This window comes from Mycobacterium sp. IDUB_24 (assembly GCF_055419385.1).
This window is the reverse complement of sequence record NZ_JBVAXO010000008.1, coordinates 50,958-70,967: the sequence shown is the minus strand read 5'-3', so window position 1 is coordinate 70,967 and position 20,010 is coordinate 50,958. Positions and strand designations below refer to the sequence as shown.

Below are 20,010 nucleotides of genomic sequence, written 5' to 3'. Positions count from 1 at the left end.
TCAGCCATGCCGACACCGTCACTGATATCCAGATACCGGCGGCTGCCGCCGAGCATCTCGGGCCGGTTCCGGCATGATCCGATGCTCGGTGCAGCCGGCGCCGCCATCGCCACGATCTGGACGGTGGGCCGCCTCGTACGGCGGTCGGCGCCGCCGCCCGAACTGGACCGCACGATCACGTTGACGGTGACCGGGCGGGAAGTGGTGGCCCATGACCAGGATGTCATCGCGCTCACCTTGGCCGCGGCTGACGGCGGCACGCTTCCGCTGTGGTATCCGGGTGCGCACATCGACGTGCATCTGGCCAGCGGGCGGGTCCGGCAGTACTCACTGTGCGGTGATCCCGCCGTCCGCGACAACTATCGAATTGCGGTGCGGCGCATACCTGATGGCGGCGGTGGTTCCGTCGAGGTACATGACAGCCTGCAGGTCGGCAGCCAGGTGAGCACCCATGGCCCGCGTAATGCGTTCGCCTTGACGGTGCCCGGCTACGGGTCGCCCACCCAGCGGTTCCGCTTCATCGCGGGCGGAATCGGCATCACCCCGATCCTGCCGATGCTCGGGTTGGCGGCGCGATTGGGTGTCGACTGGTCGATGGTGTACGCCGGACGTAGTCGCGACACCCTGCCGTTCCTGGACGAGCTCGCCCGGTTCGGCGACCGCATCGAGATCCGCACCGACGACGTCGACGGACTGCCCGGAGCCGACGACCTACTCGGCGACTGCCCCGACGGCACCACGGTGTACGCCTGCGGTCCGGCTCCGATGCTGACCGGGATCCGGGCGGCGCTCGCCGGCCGCGACGACGTGGAGTTGCATTTCGAAAGGTTCGCGGCGCCACCGGTTGTCGACGGTGCGGAGTTTTCGGTGACCGTCGCCTCTACGGGCGCCACGGTGACGGTGGGAGCCGACGAGACCCTGCTCGCCGCGCTGGGCCGGGCCGGGGTGAATGCCCCGTACTCATGTCAGCAGGGCTTCTGCGGCACCTGCCGAATTCGGACCCTGCCGGGAACGGACGGGACTGTGCAACATCGCGATACGTTGTTGACGGACCCGGAGCGCGACGCGGGGTATCTGCTGACCTGTGTGTCGCGGGCTGAGGCCGGACACCGGCTGACGCTCGACCTCTGAGTCGCTAGCCGCCCTGCGAGGCACCTTCGCCGTAGCCGGCGAGCTCGGGTGAAGCCATCAGCTGGTCCAGCAGGGGACGCTGTCCGTCGAGCAGCTTTATGCGGGCTGTCGCCACCGAAACCCAAGCCACGCGGTCGATTTCGGGGAACTCGACGAGCCGCCCCGACCCTTTCGGCAGCTCGACGCTGAACGTGTTGCTCACCGCTGCCGCGGGATCGAAGTCACCGCGCACCGCGAACGCGGTGACCACCTTGCCTCCCGCCTGCCGCACCGGGGCCAGGTCGATGCGCGGGCCCGCAGGCGGGGGCGAGCCGAGTTCCTCGGTGAACTCGCGTTGCGCCGCCGACCATGGGTCCTCGCCGGCGACGTACTCCCCCTTGGGCACCGACCATGCCCCGGCATCCTTGCGCGCCCAGAACGGCCCGCCCGGGTGGGCGATCAGAACCTCCACCTCCGCCCCGGCGAGACGGTACAACAGGACACCTGCGCTCAGCTTGGCCACTCCGTGCACGCTACGCGGCCGCGGAGTTCCCAAGTGTGACGCACGACTCGTCAACATTTACGGCCAGCCGGAATTTTAATTGTGAACTGCCGGTTAACTGTTGAGTAACACTCAAACGGAACTGACGTCGGCGCTGGGGCGGGCCGCCGACGTCGGTATCACGCGCGAAACAACAGAAGAGCGAAAGAAGGCACCAAAGATGATGAGGATCGGACTCGCCACGGCACTTGCAGGCGCAGCTGCCGCAGCGGTGATCGGCCTGGCGGCACCGGCCCAGGCGGCACCGACCGGCCCGGGCAACGCCCAGCAGACCATCAGTCAATTGCAGTCTCAGGGCTACAAGGTGATCGTCAACCACGTCGGTTCCACCCCGTTGGACCGGGCTACCGTGGTTGCGGTACGACCGGGACAGACCTACAGCCGGACGGATTCCAGTAGCCCGGGCGGCGATTTGCAGACGACCGTGCTCAACAAGACAGTTTACGTAGATGTGAAGTAAGCCCAAACATCGCGAAACATCAAGGAGGGGCGCCCTTTTCGGGCGCCCCTCCTTGGTGTCCCCGCGAAGCGGCTGGGCCGGGCCCCGCTAGAGTCGCCAACGTGCGACGTTTCACCCGATTTGTCGCCATCGGCGACAGCCAGACCGAAGGGCTGTGGGATGGCGATGACAGCATCGGCCTGATGGGCTTCGCGGACCGTCTCGCGGTCCGCCTCGACGGCCTCTATCCGGGGTTGGGTTATGCCAATCTCGCCGTTCGCGGTCATCGCATCGGCGACGTGCTGAACACCCAACTCCCCACCGCGTTGTCGATGCGACCCGACCTGGTCACCGTCTGCATCGGCATGAACGACGTGACCCGGCCCGGTCGCTCGTTCGCCCGCGCTCTGGGCGACCTCGACACCGTCTACGCCAGGCTCGCGGCAACGGGGGCCACCGTCGTCACCACCACGTTCCCTGACATCACCCAGATCCTGCCGGTGGGCCGGTTGCTCGGGAAGCGGGTGGTCCGGATCAACGACGCGATCAACGATGCCGCCGATCGGTACGGGTTCCACCTCGTCGATCTGTACTCGGCCCCGTCGATGCGCGAACCGGAGACCTGGAGCCCCGACCGGGTCCACGGGTCGGCGCAGGGGCACCGCCTGTTCGCCGCAGCAGCCGCCGAAGCGCTCGGACTGCCTGACAGCAACCATGATTGGGCCCTGACAACTGGCCCGGACCGGATCCAGTCGTTTCGGTCCCGCGCCTATTCACAAGTGCTGTGGACGCAGAACATGCTGATGCCGTGGCTGTGGCGTCACCTTCGCGGCCGGTCGGGCGGCTCGGGCCGCTCAGCCCGACGGCCGGCCCTGATGTGTCTGAGCGCCTGACTCAAGCCCAGGATCAGACCCCGCCCCACGCGGAGTCGAGCTCCTTGGCGACATCGATCACCTTGGCCTGCTCCGACGCCGGGCTGTCGATCTCACCGGCCACGTGCGCTGCGATGAACCGTTTGATCTCCGCGTCGACGCCCGCCAGGATGCGCAGCAGCTCGGCGCGCAGCGACGTGGAGGTGACGTGGATCGAGATGTCGGACGGCCGCGGTTTCTTCACATCGAGGATCAACAAGAGCGGCTCGGCCGCCAACGCCGAGGCCCGCAGGGCGATCTCACCGAACACCATGAACTTGGGCCGGTCGATGCGTAGGTCGATCACCATGTCGATCTCCAGCGGGATCCGGATGGAGAACGTGATGGTTTCGCCCACAATGCGGCTCACCCGGGGCTTTTGGATCTTGACCCGCGCGGTGACCTTGGCGATCTTGCCCGGCCCCTGGCCGATCGGCCCCATCTCGAACGCGTCGCCGGCGATCGAGCCGATGGCGTCGCCGACCCGGTCTTCGGATACCGCCACTTCGAAGAACCGGCGTCCGAATTCCTCGTAGGTGATGAAAGCGTGATCAGCCATGATCCGTCTACGGTCTCACGACGGTGTGTGGCGATGGTGCAGCCGGGCCGTAATGCGCGTTCACGTCGCGTCGTTCAAGCCCCGTCGGCGAAGTATCGCAACCGGGCGACGGCGAGCGGCCCACTGGTGAGATCGGCGATCAGTACGGCCCGGCGACCGTCGCGGTCCAGCCCGGCCACCAGGCTGTGCCCGGACACGATCAGTTTGCGCCAGGAGGCACCCGAGGTGCGTTCCACCAACCCGGAGGTGCTCAGCGGGGTGTCGTCGCCGGAGTAGACGTCGGTTTCGGTGTTCAACCGCCGTTGCACCGCCACCGTGTCGCCGGCGCAGAGGTCGTCGAGCAACCCGGAGACCAGCCGCCGGCCCGCCCGCCGGGCACCGGCCATTCCCTTGGCGAAGCCCACCGCGCCCGTAGGTCCCTGGTTGCGCAGCAACGCGCCGGTCAGGCGCAGCCCGACCGGTACAGCGCCGAGCCCGGCCCGGGCGAACTGTCCGATCATCGCGGGCAACTCCCAGTACGCCTGGAGTTGGTCGACCCTCGGGCCGGCCGGGCCGGCGGTGACGACATAGCGCAGGTAGGCCGGAATCCGCATGGTGACCGATGGGCTCATGACGACCTCGAGCTCGAGATCGCGGATCACCGTGGAGCCGGCGACGAGGTCGACGTCGCGGTGGAAGGTGATGTCGCGCGGGGCGATGAAGGTGTCGTAGAACCGCTCTATCTCGGCGGGCCCGCGGTGCGGCCGGGAGCCGACCGGGTCCTCGACCTGTCCGCCCGCAGCGAACAGTCCCACCCATCCTCGACGGTCGTGCGCACCCGCTGCCTGCGGTGACAATTCGACGGTGGCTAGCAGGTCGTCCCGTGTGAAGGCCATATGGTTCGTTTACCATCCCGCCCGCCGCCGCGTGCGCGCACACTGGTGTTTGACACGTTGAGATTGCCCACATCCACCGAGGAGAGCGCCATGAGTGGCAGTGGACCGTTCGGATTCGACCCTGAGGACTTCGACCGCGTCGCCCGTGAGGCCGGCGAAGGGTTGCGCGACGCCCTCGACGGGTTGAGCAAGTTCATCGCGAGGCCCGGCCAGGCCGGCGGTTGGGCGGGGCTGCTCGATGAGTTCGCCCGCTTCTCCCAGCCCAGGACCGAGCCGGAAACCACTGGCGAGAAGGGCGATGGCGTGTGGGCCATCTACTCCGTCGACGAGGCGGGTGGCGCCCATATCGAGCAGGTGTATCCCAGTGAGCTCGAGGCCTTGCGGGCCAATGCCGGCAATACCGATCCCGGCCGCCGGGTCCGGTTCCTGCCCTACGGCATCGCCGTCGGCGTGCTCGACGCGGATACCGGCGAGTAACAACAGCCCGAATGTCGTCTGTCGACCTTCGGGACCGGCTAGGATTCTGGCCCAAAGTCAACGAACTGCCCGGCCTGATTCGACCGGCGGCCGGCAATGCTGAGGGTGGGACATGATTCGTGAACTCTTCGCCACGACGGCGGTCGCCGCGGCGGCACTGGCGACAGCGATTTCCGCCGCGCCGGGTGCTCTCGCCGACGACAACAGCAACATGTATCCGGACAATCCCGGGCACTACCCCACCGATGTCCCCGGGATGAGCTACGAGGCTTCGAACGGCGCACCGTGCTTCAGCTGGGAGCGCAATGTGTTCGGACGGGGTCCGGGCGGCACCGCGATGCAGTGCAAGTGGATTCCCAACCAGTGGCCGCCGGTCTACACCGGCTTCTGGACCTACGCGTATCCGTTGAACGGTGTGCAGGAGATCGGCTCGCCGTGCCCCGGGCCGCAGGAGGCTGCGCAGTCCCCCGACGGCCGGCCGATGCTGTGCCTCGGCGAGCAGGGCTGGCAGGCGGGCATATTGACCGGAGACGGGTTCTTCCCGGTCTGAGGCGCGGGTCACCCACCGACGGCCATACAGCTGAATGCTCCGTGTATGGTCGTGGGGCCCCGAATCCGTGCACACCAGGAGTGCCATGAGCGCTGACGTGAAGTTCGACCTGTCCACAGTGTTCTCGACGGTGGCGAAAGCCATCGGCGACCAGACCTTCCTGGTGTGGCGCGACCGCCGGTTGACCTACAGCGAGTTCGACGCCCGCGTCGACGGCTTCGCCCACTACCTCGTCTCGGCCGGCCTCGGCACCCACACCGAGCGCGACGCGCTGGCCGGGCACGAATCGGGTCAGGACCACCTCGGCATCTACCTGCGCAACGGCAACGAGTACCTCGAGTCGATGATCGGCAGCTACCGCGCACGGGTGGCACCGTTCAACGTCAGCTACCGCTACGTGGAAGACGAACTCCTCTACCTGCTGACCGATTCGAACGCCCGCGCGGTGATCTACAACGCCGAGTTCGCGCCCAGGGTGGCCGCGATCCGCGACCAGTTGCCGAACCTCCAGGTCCTCATCCAGGTCGCCGACGAGTCCGGCAACGAGCTTCTCCCGGGCGCCGTGGACTACGAGACCATCCTGAAAACGCCTGCGCCGCAGGCGGGAATGCCGACGCCGTCCGGCGATGACCTGTACATCCTCTACACCGGTGGCACCACCGGCATGCCGAAAGGCGTGCTGTGGCGCCAGCACGACATCTTCCTGTCCTCGATGGGTGGCCGACCGTTCGGCAGCGACACCTTCATCGGTTCGTACGAGGAACTCGCCGAGCGGGCTGCCAACGCCGGCGGCGGGTTGTCGCTGCTGATGATCCCGCCGTTCATGCACGGCGCCGCACAGTGGGCCGCCTACAACGCCGTGACCATGGGCGGCAAGCTCGTCATTCCCGACGATGTGGTGCGCATGCGTCCCGACAACGTGCTGCAGCTCGCCGCACGTGAACGGGTACTGAGCATCCCGGTGGTCGGCGATGCGATCGCCCGGCCACTGGTCGACGAGATCGAGAAGGGCGACTACGACCTGTCGGGCCTGTTCACGATCACCAACGGCGGTGCGCCACTGTCGCCGACCGTGCGCGAGCGAATCCTGACCGCACTACCGCATCTGACTCTGCTCGACGCTGTCGGCGCATCGGAGTCGGGCGCCCAGATGAGCACCTTCTCCACCGCGGGCAGTGAATCCGAGGCCGCGACGTTCAACGCCCAGTCCGATACCGGCGTGGTCGCCGAGGATCTGTCCCGGGTCCTCGGACCCGGTGAGGGTGGCGGTTGGCTGGCGCGGCGGGACCTGATCCCGCTGGGTTACCTGGGCGACGAAGCCAAGACCGCACGTACCTTCCCGACCATCGACGGGGTGCGCTGGTCGGTTCCGGGCGACCGCGCAAACGTCTTGGAAGACGGACGGATTCAGCTGCTGGGCCGTGACTCGGTCACCATCAACTCCGGCGGCGAGAAGATCTTCGTCGAGGAAGTCGAGCGGGCCATCGCCGCCCACCCGGCTGTCTACGACGTGGTGGTGGTCGGCCGTCCCTCGGAACGTTGGGGCAGTGAGGTCGTCGCGGTGGTGCAGTTCGCCGAGGGCGCTTCGGCCACCGACGAGGAACTCGTGAAGGTGTGCGAGAGCTCGATCGCGCGTTACAAGATCCCCAAGGCGTTCGTCCGGTCACCGCAGATCGTGCGCTCCCCCGCCGGTAAAGCCGACTACCGGTGGGCCAAGTCGGTGGCGACCGAACAAGCCGAGGCTGTCAGCGCCTCATAGCCCGAGCGATCTCGGCGAGCATCGTGGCGTGGGCGGCGACCGCCTGCTCCACGGTGATCGCCAACAACGGCCTGGGCGCGGAGATGGTCAGCTCTTCGGTGATCCGGGTTCCGGCCGCGGTCGCAGCGAAGTCCACCCGGCTGTCCAGCCGCACCTGTGGGAACTGTCTGGCCTGTGCGGTCACCACGCCGGCGCTGGGGACGATCAGCCGGGCCCGGTAGGTGATCGGAAGATTCAGCGGCCCCAATGGGATTCGGTCGCGCACCTGATAGTCCTGCCGGTATCCGTCGGCCAGTTCCATCCGGGAGGTGCTGCGCACCCACTGCACCAGTGGATGTACCTGCGAGATGTGGTCCAGGTCGACGTAGACCGCCCGCACCTGTTCCGGTGGTGCGGGCACCTCACCGCTGACAGTGCGCCGAGCCTGCCCGATCCAGATGCTCACGGCAGCAAGTTCACCACAGTCAACCAACCACGAGATGCAGTTTCTCCCAGCCGCGCACCGTGGAGGTCGGTGCCAGTTGCGCACTGTCGTAGTCGATCTCCCATTCGGGGAAACGGTTGAGCAGTTCGTCGAGGGCCACCCGGCCTTCGAGCCGGGCCAGATTGGCACCCAGGCAGTAGTGCAGACCTTTGCCGAAGGTCAGGTGGCTGATGTTGTCGCGGTGGATGTCGAAGGTGTCGGGGTTGCGGTAGCGGCGCGGATCACGGTTGGCCGCCCCGAACAGCAGCAGCATCGCACTGCCGGCAGGCACCGTGGTGCCGTCGTACTCGAAATCTCTTGCCACCCAACGTGCCACGTGTGGGCCGGTGGGTTCGAACCGAAGCGTCTCGTCGACGGCGCGGGTCAGCAGTGAGCGGTCCCGTTCCACTTCGCGACGCTGGTCTGGATGCTCGGCGAGCACTTTCGCCAGCCAGCCGATGAGCCGGCCGGTGGTCTCGTTTCCGGCGCCCGCCACCACCTGGGTGTAGTGCAGCACTTCCTTGCGCTCAAGCTTGCGGGTGACACCGAACTCGTCGGTGAACTCAACATTGAGCAGTGCCGTCATCAGATCGTCGGAAGGGTTGTTGGCCCGCCACTCGACATAGTCGGCGTAAATCCGGCCGTCGGCGATGCGGTCGGCCCGCACCACCTTCATCGGCACACCCGGTTTGGTGCGCAGGTTGGCGTCGTTGGCGTCACGAACCCCGATCTGCTCCGATTCCGGTATGCCGAGCAGCATTCCGATCACCCGCATCGGCATCATCGAGGCGAGTTCGGCGATGATGTCGAATCCGCCCGAGCCGACCAGCGGGTCCAGGCACCGCACACAGAACTGGCGGATCTGATCCTCGATCTCGGCCATCCGCCGCGGGGTGAACACCCGCGACATCAGCCCGCGCAACAGGGTGTGCATGGGCGGGTCCTCGAACATCATCACGCCCGGCGGCATGTCGAAATCGGACTTGACCAATTCGAGGATGTCACTTCGGCTGTTGGAGAACGTTTCCCAGTCCGACAAAGCTCTTTCGACATCGACGTGCCGGGACAGTGCCCAGAAGTCGTAGCGCTCGTTGCGGTAGATCGGCGCCTCATCGCGCAGGCGGGCGTACACCGGATACGGGTCGGCGACGATTCCGACGTCATAGGGGTCGTAGTAGACGGTCATTTCAGGCAGCTGCCGGCGTCGACGGGAAGGGTGACCCCGGTGATGTAGCGGGCTTCGTCCGATGCCAGGAACAGGACCGCATTGCTGATGTCCTCGGGAGTGACCCACGGGATCGGGAGCATGTGGAACGTCTGGCAGATCGGAGCCAGGTCGTCGGGACCCGGATTCTCCAGGTCGGGCCGGAACATCCGGTAAGTCGTGTCATTCATCAGCATCGGACTGTTCACGTGGGTGGGGTGCACCGAGTTCACCCGGATCGAATGTTGGCCCAGTTCAACGGCAAAACTGCGCATCAAACCGACCACACCGTGCTTGGCTGCTACGTAGTGCCCGGTGAACGGGTAGGCCTTCGACCCCGCCACCGAGCTGGTCAGAATGATCGACCCGCCCCGCCCACCGGCGAGGATATGGGGCACACCGGCTTTCACCGTCTTCCAGACACCGCTGAGGTTGACGTCGATCATCTCTTGCCAGAGGTCCTCGTCCATCCGGTCCAGCTTCACCCCGGTGGTGCCGATGCCGGCGTTGGCGGCAATGATGTCCAGCCGGCCCAGTTGCTCGACGCCGCTGTCGACGGCCGTCTTGAGCGCGCCGAAATCACGTACGTCGACCTCGGCTGTGACGATTCGCCGGCCGAGGCTCTTCACCAGATCGGCCGTTTCGGCCAGGTCCTCTGCCGTCGCTCCCGATGCCGGTGACCGATCGAACGTTGCGCAGATGTCCAACCCGATGATGTCGGCACCCTCGGCCGCCAACCGCACCGCGTGGCTGCGGCCCTGCCCCCGGGCCGCTCCGGTGATCAGTGCGACCCTGCCGTCGACCCGTCCGGTCATTCCCCACCCTCCGCCAACATTGGGCGATCGCCCAATAATTACACTCAGGCCATGTTTAGCAGCCGTCGCCGCGCGTGGTCAAGGGTGCGGTGAGCCCGCCGAGCACCACCCGCCGAGCCCTGATCCGGGCCACCGCCCAGGTCATGCTCGAGGAGGGTTACGCCGCGGCGACCTCGCGGCGGGTGGCCGCGCGGGCCGGCGTCAAACCCGCCCTCGTGCACTACTACTTCCCGAGCATGGACGATCTGTTCATCGCGGTCCTGGCCGCCGGCGCCGACACCAACCTGAGCACCCAGCAGGAGGCCTTCGCCGAGGACTCCCCTCTACACGCGCTGTGGGACCTCAACAACACCCAGGGCGCGGCACTGTGGATGGAGTTCATGGCTTTGGCCAACCACCGCAAGGCCATCCGCAGCGAGATCGCCGGCTATGCCGACCGGTTCCGCGACCTCGAGGAGGCCGCGATGTGCTCGGCGCTACGGGCGCACGGGGTCGACACCGACGAGTTCCCGCCCGTGGTCATGTCGATGATCGTGGCGAGCCTGGCCCGGATCCTGGTGCTCGAGCGGGGGCTCGGCATAAGCCGTGGGCACGCCGAGGCCCAGGATTTCGTGCGGCGCTATCTGGACCGATTCGAGCTGCCCCAGGGGGATCCGACATGAGCCTTCTGCACGAACTGGTTTCGGCGTCTGCCGCCGGCGCGCCGCAGCGCCCGGCCGTGGTGACCGACGACGGCACCACCTCGACCTTTTCCGAGTTCGACCGCCAGATCCATGGCGTCGCAGGGTGGGTGGCGGCCCGGACCGCACCGGGTGACCGAGTGGCCGTGGTCGCCGACAACAGCGTCGCCTATGCCCAGCTGTATTACGGGGTGCCGCGAAGCGGGCGCGTCCTGACGCTGATCAATCAGCGTCTCAGCCCGGCGGAACAGGCCGCACAGTTGGCCACCGCCGGGCCCACCCTGTTGCTCGGCGACGAGCGGTATCTGTCGGCTCTCGCACACACCGGAGCGCCCGCCGTCGCATTCGAATCCGACCAGTGGCGGGCAGCACCCGCGGCCGAACTCCCCATCGAAGCCGACCCCGAGCCCGATGATCCCGCCTGGCTGCTGTTCACCAGCGGGTCCACCGGCGTCCCGAAAGCTGTTGTGCACAGCCACCGTTCGATCCTCACCGCAGTATGGGGCTCGGTGGCGGGCCGCTCGGTGCAGCCCGGCGGGGTGTACCTGTTGCCGTTTCCCATGTGCCACATCGCCGGTTACAACATGCTGGTGCAGCATGCGGTCGCCGCGACGGTCGTCCTGTGCGCCCAGTTCCGCCCCGAAGGTTTCGCGCACCTGGTACGTACCCACGAGGTGACGTCGTGTTCGCTGGCGCCCACCATGTTGCACTCGCTTCTCGGCCATCTCGAGCGCACCGGGACCGATCTGCCCACGCTCGACGCGATCGCCTACGGATCCGCCGCGATGCCACTGGATCTGCTGCGTCGGGCCATCGACACTCTCGGCGTCGACTTCCACCAGGGCTACGGGATGACCGAAACCGGCGGAAACATCACGTTTCTCGGCCCCGACGACCACCGCGCCGGCGCCGCGGGCCATCCCGAGTTGCTCACCAGTGCCGGCTATCCGCACCCGGGCGTCGAGATCGGCATCACCGACACAGACGGCGCATTGCTGCAGCCCGGGCAGGTGGGCGAGATCGTGGTACGCGGTGCACAGGTGACGCCCGGCTACTGGCCCGACGAGGCCAGCACCGAGGACGGTTGGCTACGCACGGGTGACATGGGCCGCAGCGACACCGATGGACGTCTGTTCATCGTCGACCGGCTCAAGGACATCATCGTCACCGGCGGTGAGAACGTGTCCTCCCGCGAGGTCGAGGACGCCCTGTCCGGTCATCCCGGCGTGGACCAGGTCGCTGTGGTCGCGGTTCCCGATGACTACTGGGGCGAGGCGGTCTGCGCGGTGGTCGTCCCGTCGCCGGGGCGCCGGCCGACCGCTGATGAGTTGATCAGCCACGTGCGTGGCACGATCGCAGGTTTCAAACGACCACGGGTTGTGTTGTTCACCGAGGCACTACCGCTGACCGGTAACGGCAAGGTCGCCAAGGACCGGGTTCGTGCCTTCGCTCGCACTGCAGTTCTGGATGGCGCCGAGAAGTAGTGATTGCCTTGGCCAACCCCTCAACGGCCCCGACACATCGGACACTACGCCGATCACGGGCGTTTTCCGGGTTTTCCACCAAATACCTCGGCAAATTTAACGGTGCGTCAATGGAATCCGCATTTCGCACGGCAGCACGGTGCTAGCGTTCGGCATTATCTGACGACCCTGGGGGTTCCGTATGACTACCAACGACCCTGACTGGACCAAGCCCGCCGCGATGGCCATCCCACCGGAAGGCTATTTCGAACTCAAGGAGGGTCGATACGGCCCTACCTACCCGAGAACACCTGCGTGCCATGGCTTTTCCATCATCGCAAAGGTGAAGGAAGGCCGCGAGGAGACAGTACGCGCCTACGGCAAGCAGATCGAGGCCGCCGTGGCCGCCAGCCCCGAAGTGCTTGCGCCCCTGCGGCTGCACTATTTGCGTTGGCAATTGTTCGACGTTGGCTCGGGTCTGCATTTCCAATACCAGGGCATCTTCGACACCGACTTCGACAAGTACACCGAGGACGCGGTGCAATTGTTCAGCGCCACCGGCATCACCACGGTATTCACCAATCTGGAGGGGTTCCCGGAGGACTGGAAGGAGAACCCTCAGGCATTCATCGAGTTCGTCCGGGCGCACCAGGTGCCGAGCTTCCTGGAATACGGCGAGTACCCCTACGTCACCGCCGACGAAATCAAGAAAGCGCTGCGACTCAAGGCCGCCTTCTCCAACATGCTCGATCAGATGCAGTAGCCGACTGTGCTCGAGTTCGACGAGATCCAGCACATCCTGCTGACCCGTACCCCGGCCATCACCGGGCGCTACGAGTTCCTGACGTTCGACACCCGCGAGGGCGGCCGCGCCTGGTTGACCGACCTGCTGGACAAGGTGTCCTCGGCCACGGACGCGACGGCCACCATGGACGAGTCCGACCGCTGGGTCACGTTGGCGTTCACCTGGAACGGACTGCGGGCACTCGGTGTCGACGAGGAGTCGCTGGCGACCTTCCCCGCGGCGTTCCGGGAAGGCATGGCGCAGCGCGCCTCGATCCTGGGTGACACCGGCGAGGCCGCACCCGAGCATTGGTCCGGCGGCCTGGCCGGTGAGGATCTGCATGCGATAGCGATCCTGTTCTCGCGCACCGACGAACAGTACCGTCGCTCCATCGCCGAGCACGACAAGCTGCTCGACCGAACCCCCGGCGTGCGCAGCCTGTCGTACCTGGACCTGAACGCGACCCCGCCGTTCAACTTCGCCCATGATCACTTCGGATACCGGGACCGGCTGTCCCAGCCGGTGATGAAGGGATCCGGGGAGGAACCGACCCCGGGTTCCGGCGCCCCGCTTGAGCCCGGAGAGTTCATCCTCGGCTACCCCGACGAGGACGGACCCGTCGCCAACCTGCCCAAGCCGGATGTGTTGTCCCGCAACGGGAGCTATCTGGCTTACCGCCGGCTCGAGGAACACGTCGGGCTGTTCCGGGACTACCTTCGTGAGCGGTCCGATTCGCCGGAGACCGAGGAACTCTTGGCCGCCAAGTTCATGGGCCGGTGGCGCAGCGGCGCGCCCCTGGTGTTGGCGCCCGAGCACGATGATCCCGAGCTCGGCGCGGATCCGGCGCGCAACAACGATTTCAACTACAAGGAAATGGATCCCTTCGGCTATGCGTGCCCGCTCGGGTCGCATGCGCGCCGGCTCAACCCACGCGACACCGCGCACTACATGAACCGCCGCCGGATGATCCGGCGCGGCGCCACCTACGGCCCCGCCCTGCCCGACGGCGCGCCCGACGACGGGGTGGAACGCGGCATCGCAGCGTTCATCGTCTGTGCCGACCTCGTGCGCCAGTTCGAGTTCGCGCAGAACGTCTGGATCAACGACAAGACGTTCCACGAACTGGGCAACGAGCACGACCCGATCTGCGGTACCCAGGACGGCACCCTCGACTTCACGGTCCCCAAACGTCCGATACGTAAAGTGCACAAGGGAATTCCGGCCTTCACCACACTTCGGGGTGGTGCATACTTCTTCCTGCCGGGCATGTCGGGACTGCGGTACCTGGCGACCATGCCGTAGTTTCGGCTGGTCCCGGTTACGGCATCGCGCCGAGGAACCACAGTCCGGCCGGCGCAGGACCCGGTGTTGCCGCGGGAGGTACCGCGGCCAGTGCGGGCCCGGGCGACGGGTCTGCCGCAATGTGCGGTTCGGCGGCGGGTGCGGGTGCCGGTAGGTGTGGCTCAGCTGCCGGAAGGTGCGGGACGGTGACTGCGACCGGCTGCTGAATCGGCACGGCCGGGGCCTGCGGCGGTGCCGGGGCGGGAACCGGGACCACCGCGACCGGTTCGGCGACCGGCACCCGCTCTGACCGTTCGGCCGCCTGGTTCGAGACTCCCGGCTCGGCCGGCAACTCCCTCACCGAACGTGTCACGTCCCGCGGGGTGATGACGGTGACGAGTTGCGGCTCGGCGGCCGCCGCGGAGATGTAAGCGTCGTCGGGCGCCGGGCCCGGCGCCGGTTCCACGAACTGCGAGCCGACCGTGAGCAGTCCTGTCGCGATCGCCGCAGCCGTGGCGGCCATAGCCCGTACCGCGGTGTGCCGGCGCGGGGCCGGAGTCCGCAACGCGGCAGGCCTCGGTGTCCTGGCGACCGCGTTGGTCGCGACGGCCACTGCGGCGGCCCGGGCGGTGGTGCCGGACCGTCCGGGGACGGTCCGCACATCGTCGAATCCCGCGGCGGCGAGCAGGTCGAGCAGTTGGGGCACGGCGTCATGGCCGTCACCGGAGACGAGTCCGGGCGCACACACGCCGATCGCGGCGACGTTCTGACCACTGGCGGCCGCGATGGCCTGGGCGCTGCGGGCAGCGGCGACGGCCCGGACAGTCACATCATCGGCGTCGTCGACATCGAAGGCGTCGTCATCCAGCGGGGTGAGATCTGTGGTGCGGTCATCGCCCCCGACGAGGGCCCAGGCGATGCCGTGCGAAGTCACCGACAGCCCCAGCACTGTCCTCACCCTGCGACCTCGATTCCTCTCGCGTGACCGGCACCCGGCCGCGACGAGCGTAAGTCGCCCCGCAGGCGTCGGCATCCGGGAGAAGGGGTCGGTAACCGGTTGGGCACCCAGAATTCACCTGGATGCTATTTTTGCCGCCGAACCAGCCCGGAATCGGGCAGCAAGGAGACGATCATCGGCACATACGCGGTCACCGGGTCCGCATCCGGTATGGGATTGCAGGCCGCCCAGCGGCTCCAGGACCTCGGGCACGCCGTCATCGGTGTGGACCTCAAAGAGGGCGATGTGGTTGCCGATCTGTCCACCCCTCAGGGCCGCCGAGCGGCGGCCGACGGCGTGCTGGCGGCGTGCGGCGGAGTGCTCGACGGGGCCGTGCTGGCGGCCGGGCTCGGCCCGGGCCCCGGCGCGGACCGCAATCGGTTGATCGCCGAGGTCAATTTCCTCGGCGTCGTCGAGCTACTCGAGGCCTGGCGGCCCGCGCTGGCCAACGCGGACCGCGCCAAAGTCGTGGTGATCTCCAGCAATTCGACGACGACGGTACCGATCGTTCCGCGCCGGACAATTCGGGCACTGTTGGCGCGCGACACCGACAGGGCGATCCGCTCGCTGCGCCTGTTCGGGCGAAACGGGTCGGCCATCATGTACGCGGCTTCCAAGATAGCGGTCAGCCGCTGGCTGCGGGTCAATGCGGTCACCGCGGCCTGGGCCGGTGCCGGTATCCGACTGAATGCCCTGGCCCCAGGCGCGATCTTGACGCCACTCCTGCAGGCCCAACTCGCCGATCCGCGCGAGGGCGCCGCCGTGCGGAGGTTCCCGGTACCGATCGGCGGATACGGCGACGCCGGCCACCTCGCCGACTGGATGTGTTTCATGCTGTCGGACTCTGCCGACTTCCTCTGCGGCAGTGTGATTTTCGTCGACGGTGGCTCCGACGCCTTCTTCCGTCCCCAGGACTGGCCGAAGGCTGTGCCACTGCGCCGGCTGCCGCGGTATCTTTGGCGGTTTGCCCGCGGCGTACGACATGGTTGAGCCGGGCCACGTACACGGACCACGGCGCGCCTGGGCGGCGGTCGCACTGCTGACCCTGGTCGGCACCCTCAACTACGTCGACCGGTTCCTGCCCTCGGTCCTGGCCGAGCCGATCAAACACGAACTCGCCCTGTCCGACACCGCAATCGGGGTGATCAACGGGTTCGGCTTCCTGATCGTGTACGCGGTGCTCGGCGTCGCGGTGGCACGGGTTGCCGACCGTGGGGCGTTCGGCGCGGTGATCGCCGCCTGCCTGACCCTGTGGGGCACCATGACCATGCTCGGCGGTGCCGTGCAATCCGGTTTTCAGCTCGCGCTCACCAGGGTGGGCGTAGCGGTCGGCGAGGCGGGCAGCACCCCGGCCGCACACGCGTACGTGGCCCGCAACTTTGCCCCGTCGCGTCGCGCGGCGCCACTTGCGGTGCTTACCTTCGCGATCCCACTGGCCAGCGGCGCCAGCCTGATCGGCGGTGGCCTGTTGGCCGAGAACCTCGGCTGGCGAACGGCTTTCGTGGCGATGGGTGCGTTCAGCGTGGTCTTCGCCCCGTTGGTGCTGATGGTGGTCGGCACACGCCAGACTCTGCCGGTCGCGACAGTCGCGGAGGACGGCCCGCCGGTCAAGTGGTGGGCGCTGCTACGCAAGCGCAGCTTCCTGGCCGTCGTAGGCGGCACCGCATTCGTCTCGGCCGCCGGCTACTCGCTCACCACCTTCTCCCCGGCCTTCCTGATGCGCACCCGGTCCATGTCGCTCAGCGAGGTCGGGTGGGAGTACGGCCTGGCCACCGGACTGGCCGGGGTGCTGGGACTGCTCATCGTGGGCCGGCTGGCCGATCGGCTGGCGTTGCGCGACGCGCGCTGGCTGCTGTGGATCGTGGTACTCACCACGGCGGTGCTGCTGCCCGCCTCGGTGCTCGCCTTCACCGTCGAGAGTCGCCTCGCGTGCGTATGGCTCCTGGCGCTCAGCTACGTCATCGGCACGGCATATCTGGCCCCGTCGATCGCCGCAATCCAGCGTCTGGTGCTGCCCAGACAGCGGGCGACCGCGTCGGCCTTGTTCTTGTTCTTCAATGCCACTCTCGGGTCTGTGGGCCCGTTCGTCACGGGCCTGATCAGCGACGCGCTGACCGCCGATCTCGGCGCACACGCACTCGGCCGGGCCCTGCTGATCCTGGTTCCGGCGCTGCAACTGCTGGCCATGGGCTGCTATCTCGTCGCCGCCCGCTGGTACCGCAGCGACATCGTCGAGGCGGGTGAATAGGCCCGACCTAGTCTGCCGCCCGGTCCGGCCTACGCTCTCGGCGGCGGGTGGCGCCCCACAGCCCGACGGCGATGCCGACCACGGCTCCCCCGAGGCCGATGACCTGCTGCGACCGCGGCAGCTGGTCGTGGACCGCCACGCCGCCAAGCAGGTCGGCCGCGTCGGCGCCGCCGGAGGCCAGGAACCAGCCGCGCGTGTCCTTCCCGCGTAGTCCCGCCGCCAGCAGCAGGCCGCCGATCAGCGCATCGCGATATCCCATCGACCGCCACATCAGCTGCGCGGTTGCGTCAGGTGTTTCCCGCCCGCCCCATAACCGGTCGGCCCGCTTCGGGTCGACGAGAAACGAGACGCCCGACGCGAATCGGATGGCACCGGCGGCCAGTGCGGCCCGGTCGATCGACATGGCGTGCAGCCTAGAACGTCGGGTCCGCCGCACGGGGAACTCCTGTGAAATCTCCCAACCGGCTCCGGCGCCGCAACTTGCCAGCAATGATTGGGGTACCCGAGTTCAGGAGCGCACACATGGCCACAATCGAAGCCAACGCACAGACCGACTCGTCTTTCGAGAGTGATGTCGCAGCCACCCAGGCCTACATCGACAGTCCTCGGTTCGAGGGCATCATCCGGCTGTACACGGCACGTCAGGTCGCCGAGCAACGCGGCACGATCCCGTCCGACTATCCGGTCGCCCGCGAGGCCGCGACCGCGTTCTTTCCGCATCTGCGCGAACTGTTCGCGCAGAAGAAGAGCATCACCACCTTCGGTCCGTATTCACCGGGCCAGGCGGTGGTCATGAAACGGATGGGCATCGAGGGGATCTACTTGGGCGGGTGGGCCACCTCCGCCAAGGGCTCGATCAGTGAAGATCCGGGGCCCGACCTGGCCAGCTATCCGCTGAGCCAGGTGCCCGACGAGGCCGCCGGCCTGGTCCGGGCGCTACTGACCGCCGACCGCAATCAGCAGTACCTGCGGTTGCGGATGACGCCGGAGCAGCGCGCGACGACCCCGGTCGTCGACTACCGGCCGTTCATCATCGCCGACGCCGACACCGGTCACGGTGGCGATCCGCATGTCCGCAACCTGATCCGCCGCTTCGTCGAGTCCGGGGTGCCCGGTTACCACATCGAGGATCAGCGGCCCGGCACCAAGAAGTGCGGCCACCAGGGTGGCAAGGTGCTGGTGCCCTCGGATGAGCAGATCAAACGCCTCAACACGGCCCGGTTCCAGCTGGACATCATGCGGGTTCCCGGCATCATCGTGGCCCGCACCGATGCCGAGGCCGCCAACCTCCTCGACGGTCGCGCAGATGAGCGGGATCAGCCGTTCCTGCTCGGGGCGACGAATCTGTCGGTGCCCACCTACAAGTCGTGTTTCCTTGCGATGGTGCGCCGGTTCTACAACCAGGGCGTCACCGAGCTCAACGGACACCTGCTTTATGCACTTCCCGAGGGCGAGTACGCGACCGCCGACGCCTGGCTGGAACGCCAGGGCATCACGAACACGATCGACGAAGCCGCGAAGGGCCACCGGACCGGCGATTCGGTCGATTCATTGTTCGACAAGGTCGAGTCGGCGTTCGTGGAGGCGTGGCAGGACGATGCCGGACTCAACACCTACGGCGAGGCGGTCGCCGAACTTCTAGAGTTCCGAGAACGCGAGGGCGAGCCGGCTGCGATGAGCGCGGCTGACTGGCGCGTCTTCGCTGCGCGGGCATCGCTGTACACGGCGCAACAGAAGGCGCACGAACTCGGCGCCGACGTGGCCTGGGACTGCGAGCGGGTCAAGACCCCCGAGGGCTACTACCAGGTTCGTGGCGGCATTCCGTATGCGATCGCGAAGTCGCTGGCGGCAGCGCCGTTCGCCGACATCCTGTGGATGGAGACCAAGACCGCCGATCTGGCCGATGCCAAGCAGTTCGCCGATGCGATCCACGCCGAGTTCCCCGACCAGATGATGGCCTACAACCTGTCACCGTCGTTCAACTGGGACACCACCGGCATGACCGATGACGAGATGCGGGCGTTCCCAGAGGAACTCGGCAAGATGGGGTTCGTCTTCAACTTCATCACCTACGGCGGCCATCAGGTCGACGGCGTGGCGTGCGAGGAGTTCGCGACGTCGCTGCGACAGGAGGGCATGCTGGCACTGGCCCGGCTGCAACGCAAGATGCGTCTGGTCGAATCTCCTTACCGGACACCGCAGACGCTGGTCGGCGGTCCACGCAGCGACGCCGCCCTGGCCGCCTCGTCGGGCCGTACCGCCACCACCAAGGCGATGGGCGCGGGTTCCACGCAACACCAGCATCTGGTGCAGACCGAGGTGCCCAAGAAACTCCTCGAAGAGTGGCTGGCGATCTGGGGCGACTACTACAAGATCGGTGAGAACCTGCGGGTGCAGTTGCGGCCGCGCCGCGCCGGGTCGGACGTACTCGACCTCGGTATCTACGGCGACGGTGACGACCCGTTGGCCAACGTCGTCGTCGACCCCATCAAAGACCGGCATGGCCGCAACATCCTGACGGTGCGCGACCAGAACACCTTCGCCGAGAAGCTGCGCAAGAAGCGCCTGATGGACCTGATCCACGTGTGGCTCATCCACCGGTTCAAGCCAGAGATCGTCTACTACGTGACGCCGACGGAGGACAACGTCTATCAGACCGAGAAGATGAAGGCGCACGGCATCTTCAGCGATGTGTACCAGGAGGTCGGCGAGATCATCGTGGCCGACGTGAACCAGGCCCGCATCGATGAACTGCTGGCACCCGATCGTGAGGCCCTGGGACGGTTGATCCGCAAGGAGGACTGAGGGTCGGCGGGCCGCGTAGTACTGCGCC

At 67.2% G+C, this 20,010-nt stretch carries 21 protein-coding genes; 13 read left to right on the top strand and 8 right to left on the bottom strand.

What is annotated here, in order from left to right:
- Positions 1 to 6 precede the first annotated feature (6 nt).
- Positions 7 to 1,131, top strand: a complete 1,125-nt coding sequence (locus ACZYZF_RS25205) for a PDR/VanB family oxidoreductase (RefSeq protein ID WP_463747772.1) — start codon at positions 7 to 9, stop codon at positions 1,129 to 1,131.
- Positions 1,132 to 1,135: 4 nt separating this feature from the next.
- On the opposite strand, the gene ACZYZF_RS25200 is transcribed toward ACZYZF_RS25205, so the two are convergent.
- Positions 1,136 to 1,633: an NUDIX hydrolase gene (locus ACZYZF_RS25200; protein WP_463747771.1), complete on the bottom strand. Its 498-nt coding sequence runs from the start codon at positions 1,631 to 1,633 to the stop codon at positions 1,136 to 1,138.
- Positions 1,634 to 1,832: 199 nt separating this feature from the next.
- On the opposite strand from ACZYZF_RS25200, the gene ACZYZF_RS25195 reads away from it, so the two are divergent.
- Together ACZYZF_RS25195 and ACZYZF_RS25190 are read left to right on the top strand one after the other, a co-directional pair.
- Positions 1,833 to 2,132 carry a hypothetical protein gene (locus ACZYZF_RS25195; RefSeq protein WP_463747770.1) on the top strand — a complete coding sequence of 100 codons (300 nt, stop codon included), beginning with the start codon at positions 1,833 to 1,835 and terminating at the stop codon, positions 2,130 to 2,132.
- A gap of 101 nt (positions 2,133 to 2,233) precedes the next feature.
- Complete coding sequence (locus tag ACZYZF_RS25190; protein ID WP_463747769.1) at positions 2,234 to 3,004, top strand: SGNH/GDSL hydrolase family protein; 771 nt, start codon at positions 2,234 to 2,236, stop codon at positions 3,002 to 3,004.
- A gap of 13 nt (positions 3,005 to 3,017) precedes the next feature.
- Here the strand turns inward: ACZYZF_RS25190 and ACZYZF_RS25185 are convergent, their stop codons facing one another.
- Positions 3,018 to 3,581 (bottom strand): hypothetical protein, encoded by a 564-nt coding sequence (locus ACZYZF_RS25185; RefSeq protein WP_463747768.1) that lies wholly within the window; start codon positions 3,579 to 3,581, stop codon positions 3,018 to 3,020.
- 74 nt (positions 3,582 to 3,655) lie between these two features.
- Positions 3,656 to 4,456: a ketosteroid isomerase family protein gene (locus ACZYZF_RS25180; RefSeq protein WP_463747767.1), complete on the bottom strand. Its 801-nt coding sequence runs from the start codon at positions 4,454 to 4,456 to the stop codon at positions 3,656 to 3,658.
- A gap of 90 nt (positions 4,457 to 4,546) precedes the next feature.
- On the opposite strand from ACZYZF_RS25180, the gene ACZYZF_RS25175 reads away from it, so the two are divergent.
- The 3 genes from ACZYZF_RS25175 to ACZYZF_RS25165 all read left to right on the top strand — a co-directional run bounded on the left by ACZYZF_RS25175 (position 4,547) and on the right by ACZYZF_RS25165 (position 7,242).
- Entirely contained in the window at positions 4,547 to 4,933 is a 387-nt protein-coding gene (locus ACZYZF_RS25175; RefSeq protein ID WP_463747766.1) for a hypothetical protein, read from the top strand.
- A 112-nt stretch (positions 4,934 to 5,045) separates the two neighbouring features.
- The gene (locus tag ACZYZF_RS25170) at positions 5,046 to 5,483 is read left to right on the top strand and encodes a hypothetical protein (protein ID WP_463747765.1); all 438 of its coding nucleotides are present in this window, start codon (positions 5,046 to 5,048) and stop codon (positions 5,481 to 5,483) included.
- An 85-nt stretch (positions 5,484 to 5,568) separates the two neighbouring features.
- On the top strand, positions 5,569 to 7,242 hold the full coding sequence (locus ACZYZF_RS25165) for an acyl-CoA synthetase (protein ID WP_463747764.1): 1,674 nt from the start codon (positions 5,569 to 5,571) through the stop codon (positions 7,240 to 7,242).
- On the opposite strand, the gene ACZYZF_RS25160 is transcribed toward ACZYZF_RS25165, so the two are convergent.
- Genes ACZYZF_RS25160 through ACZYZF_RS25150 form a run of 3 tightly spaced genes read right to left on the bottom strand, consistent with a single transcriptional unit; the run spans position 7,229 to position 9,724 of the window.
- Entirely contained in the window at positions 7,229 to 7,687 is a 459-nt protein-coding gene (locus ACZYZF_RS25160) for an SRPBCC family protein (RefSeq protein WP_463747763.1), read from the bottom strand. The two genes, ACZYZF_RS25165 and ACZYZF_RS25160, sit on opposite strands and share 14 nt — an antisense overlap.
- A 19-nt stretch (positions 7,688 to 7,706) precedes the next feature.
- Complete coding sequence (locus tag ACZYZF_RS25155; protein WP_463747762.1) at positions 7,707 to 8,891, bottom strand: cytochrome P450; 1,185 nt, start codon at positions 8,889 to 8,891, stop codon at positions 7,707 to 7,709.
- Positions 8,888 to 9,724, bottom strand: coding sequence for a mycofactocin-coupled SDR family oxidoreductase (locus tag ACZYZF_RS25150; RefSeq protein WP_463747761.1), 837 nt, complete (start codon positions 9,722 to 9,724; stop codon positions 8,888 to 8,890). Before ACZYZF_RS25150 ends, ACZYZF_RS25155 begins: the two co-directional genes overlap by 4 nt.
- An 89-nt stretch (positions 9,725 to 9,813) precedes the next feature.
- Here ACZYZF_RS25150 and ACZYZF_RS25145 point away from each other — a divergent pair, with 89 nt between their 5' ends.
- From ACZYZF_RS25145 to ACZYZF_RS25130, 4 genes are all read left to right on the top strand, one after another.
- Positions 9,814 to 10,386, top strand: coding sequence for a TetR/AcrR family transcriptional regulator (locus ACZYZF_RS25145; RefSeq protein WP_463747760.1), 573 nt, complete (start codon positions 9,814 to 9,816; stop codon positions 10,384 to 10,386).
- Entirely contained in the window at positions 10,383 to 11,888 is a 1,506-nt protein-coding gene (locus ACZYZF_RS25140) for an AMP-binding protein (protein WP_463747759.1), read from the top strand. The genes ACZYZF_RS25145 and ACZYZF_RS25140 overlap by 4 nt, the downstream gene beginning before the upstream one ends.
- 181 nt (positions 11,889 to 12,069) lie before the next feature.
- Entirely contained in the window at positions 12,070 to 12,630 is a 561-nt protein-coding gene (locus ACZYZF_RS25135; RefSeq protein WP_463747758.1) for a hypothetical protein, read from the top strand.
- Positions 12,631 to 12,636: 6 nt separating this feature from the next.
- Positions 12,637 to 13,953 (top strand): Dyp-type peroxidase, encoded by a 1,317-nt coding sequence (locus ACZYZF_RS25130; RefSeq protein ID WP_463747757.1) that lies wholly within the window; start codon positions 12,637 to 12,639, stop codon positions 13,951 to 13,953.
- Positions 13,954 to 13,969: 16 nt separating this feature from the next.
- Here ACZYZF_RS25130 and ACZYZF_RS25125 read toward each other — a convergent pair whose 3' ends face one another.
- Positions 13,970 to 14,890 (bottom strand): DUF7159 family protein, encoded by a 921-nt coding sequence (locus ACZYZF_RS25125; RefSeq protein ID WP_463747756.1) that lies wholly within the window; start codon positions 14,888 to 14,890, stop codon positions 13,970 to 13,972.
- A gap of 174 nt (positions 14,891 to 15,064) precedes the next feature.
- On the opposite strand from ACZYZF_RS25125, the gene ACZYZF_RS25120 reads away from it, so the two are divergent.
- The gene (locus tag ACZYZF_RS25120; RefSeq protein ID WP_463747904.1) at positions 15,065 to 15,919 is read left to right on the top strand and encodes an SDR family oxidoreductase; all 855 of its coding nucleotides are present in this window, start codon (positions 15,065 to 15,067) and stop codon (positions 15,917 to 15,919) included.
- Positions 15,912 to 17,177, top strand: a complete 1,266-nt coding sequence (locus ACZYZF_RS25115; RefSeq protein ID WP_463747903.1) for a spinster family MFS transporter — start codon at positions 15,912 to 15,914, stop codon at positions 17,175 to 17,177. The genes ACZYZF_RS25120 and ACZYZF_RS25115 overlap by 8 nt, the downstream gene beginning before the upstream one ends.
- A 7-nt stretch (positions 17,178 to 17,184) precedes the next feature.
- Here the strand turns inward: ACZYZF_RS25115 and ACZYZF_RS25110 are convergent, their stop codons facing one another.
- Positions 17,185 to 17,580: a DUF4267 domain-containing protein gene (locus tag ACZYZF_RS25110; RefSeq protein WP_463747755.1), complete on the bottom strand. Its 396-nt coding sequence runs from the start codon at positions 17,578 to 17,580 to the stop codon at positions 17,185 to 17,187.
- A gap of 119 nt (positions 17,581 to 17,699) precedes the next feature.
- On the opposite strand from ACZYZF_RS25110, the gene aceA reads away from it, so the two are divergent.
- Positions 17,700 to 19,982: an isocitrate lyase ICL2 gene (aceA, locus tag ACZYZF_RS25105; protein WP_463837136.1), complete on the top strand. Its 2,283-nt coding sequence runs from the start codon at positions 17,700 to 17,702 to the stop codon at positions 19,980 to 19,982.
- Positions 19,983 to 20,010: the final 28 nt, after the last annotated feature.

What these genes read in the sequence shown, in the direction of transcription:
- ACZYZF_RS25205 (WP_463747772.1), top strand. Translation starts at nt 7, where the DNA reads ATGCCGACACCGTCACTGATATCCAGATACCGGCGGCTGCCGCCGAGC.
- ACZYZF_RS25195 (WP_463747770.1), top strand. Translation starts at nt 1,833, where the DNA reads ATGATGAGGATCGGACTCGCCACGGCACTTGCAGGCGCAGCTGCCGCA.
- ACZYZF_RS25185 (WP_463747768.1), bottom strand. Translation starts at nt 3,581, where the DNA reads ATGGCTGATCACGCTTTCATCACCTACGAGGAATTCGGACGCCGGTTC.
- ACZYZF_RS25180 (WP_463747767.1), bottom strand. Translation starts at nt 4,456, where the DNA reads ATGGCCTTCACACGGGACGACCTGCTAGCCACCGTCGAATTGTCACCG.
- ACZYZF_RS25175 (WP_463747766.1), top strand. Translation starts at nt 4,547, where the DNA reads ATGAGTGGCAGTGGACCGTTCGGATTCGACCCTGAGGACTTCGACCGC.
- ACZYZF_RS25170 (WP_463747765.1), top strand. Translation starts at nt 5,046, where the DNA reads ATGATTCGTGAACTCTTCGCCACGACGGCGGTCGCCGCGGCGGCACTG.
- ACZYZF_RS25165 (WP_463747764.1), top strand. Translation starts at nt 5,569, where the DNA reads ATGAGCGCTGACGTGAAGTTCGACCTGTCCACAGTGTTCTCGACGGTG.
- ACZYZF_RS25155 (WP_463747762.1), bottom strand. Translation starts at nt 8,891, where the DNA reads ATGACCGTCTACTACGACCCCTATGACGTCGGAATCGTCGCCGACCCG.
- ACZYZF_RS25150 (WP_463747761.1), bottom strand. Translation starts at nt 9,724, where the DNA reads ATGACCGGACGGGTCGACGGCAGGGTCGCACTGATCACCGGAGCGGCC.
- ACZYZF_RS25140 (WP_463747759.1), top strand. Translation starts at nt 10,383, where the DNA reads ATGAGCCTTCTGCACGAACTGGTTTCGGCGTCTGCCGCCGGCGCGCCG.
- ACZYZF_RS25135 (WP_463747758.1), top strand. Translation starts at nt 12,070, where the DNA reads ATGACTACCAACGACCCTGACTGGACCAAGCCCGCCGCGATGGCCATC.
- ACZYZF_RS25115 (WP_463747903.1), top strand. Translation starts at nt 15,912, where the DNA reads ATGGTTGAGCCGGGCCACGTACACGGACCACGGCGCGCCTGGGCGGCG.
- ACZYZF_RS25110 (WP_463747755.1), bottom strand. Translation starts at nt 17,580, where the DNA reads ATGTCGATCGACCGGGCCGCACTGGCCGCCGGTGCCATCCGATTCGCG.
- aceA (WP_463837136.1), top strand. Translation starts at nt 17,700, where the DNA reads ATGGCCACAATCGAAGCCAACGCACAGACCGACTCGTCTTTCGAGAGT.